This is a genomic window from Glycomyces xiaoerkulensis, assembly GCF_002798405.1.
In the GTDB taxonomy this organism is placed as follows: domain Bacteria; phylum Actinomycetota; class Actinomycetes; order Mycobacteriales; family Micromonosporaceae; genus Glycomyces; species Glycomyces xiaoerkulensis.
Genome location: NZ_PGGV01000033.1, coordinates 303,358 through 303,629, shown reverse-complemented (window position 1 = coordinate 303,629; position 272 = coordinate 303,358). Strand labels below are relative to the sequence as shown.

Sequence of the window (272 nt, the reverse complement as noted above, 5' to 3'; positions counted from 1 at the left end):
TACCCGGCCGAGTGGGGGCCGGGACTGGCCGCAGACCTCCGCGACGCCGCCGCAGCCAGCACCGAGGCCGACTCGCCCGACCTGGTCCCACCGCCCGGTGCACGGTTCATCGACCTGGCCGAGGTCGAGTCGATCACCGGAACCGCACCCGAGAGCCACTCCCCACCAGCGACGAATCCGCCTGCGATCACAGGCGAACTCCATTCAGCCGACGATTTCATTCCCTTTTTAGGCCGCCCGCCGCGGGCGACCGCGGCGGGGGTGAGCACAGA

At 70.6% G+C, this 272-nt stretch carries 1 pseudogene; it reads left to right on the top strand.

Annotated elements, in window-relative coordinates:
- A pseudogene (locus CUT39_RS21285) lies at positions 1-272 on the top strand (hypothetical protein); the annotation flags it as partial.